At 48.0% G+C, this 350-nt stretch carries 1 protein-coding gene; it reads left to right on the top strand.

Annotation, left to right across the window (positions count from 1 at the left end; translation table 11 throughout):
- On the top strand, window positions 1-293 hold a 293-nt coding region (locus CWC28_RS22120), incomplete at its 5' end, for a hypothetical protein (RefSeq protein ID WP_171038356.1).
- Window positions 294-350: the final 57 nt, after the last annotated feature.

Raw genomic sequence — 350 nt, forward strand, 5'->3', positions numbered from 1 at the left:
GGGAGACACCGGTTTATCACAAGCCACTAAAAGACATTGCCTTCCTGCAACCCAAGCCGGAACCTCTGAAAAAAACCGATGAGGCTCAGGTGGATATTTTTACTACGGACAAAAACCTTGCGAATTATCTGACAGGTTCCGAACCTGCCTTTGTCCGCACTGAGGCTAATCGTCCTCTGTTTAATGCCAGTGAGCCCATTCCCGAAGATGTCAGGCAATCCGATAGTAGGGCTACCTGTTATCTCTTAAGTGCCCTGGCTTCCTATGCAGCCTCTCCTGTGGGCAACCAGTAGTTCTTGAATAACATTCATCCCCTAAAGAAGGGTTATGCTCTGGTCAGGTTACATGAT

This window comes from Pseudoalteromonas sp. S4492 (assembly GCF_005886115.1).
GTDB lineage: Bacteria > Pseudomonadota > Gammaproteobacteria > Enterobacterales > Alteromonadaceae > Pseudoalteromonas > Pseudoalteromonas gelatinilytica.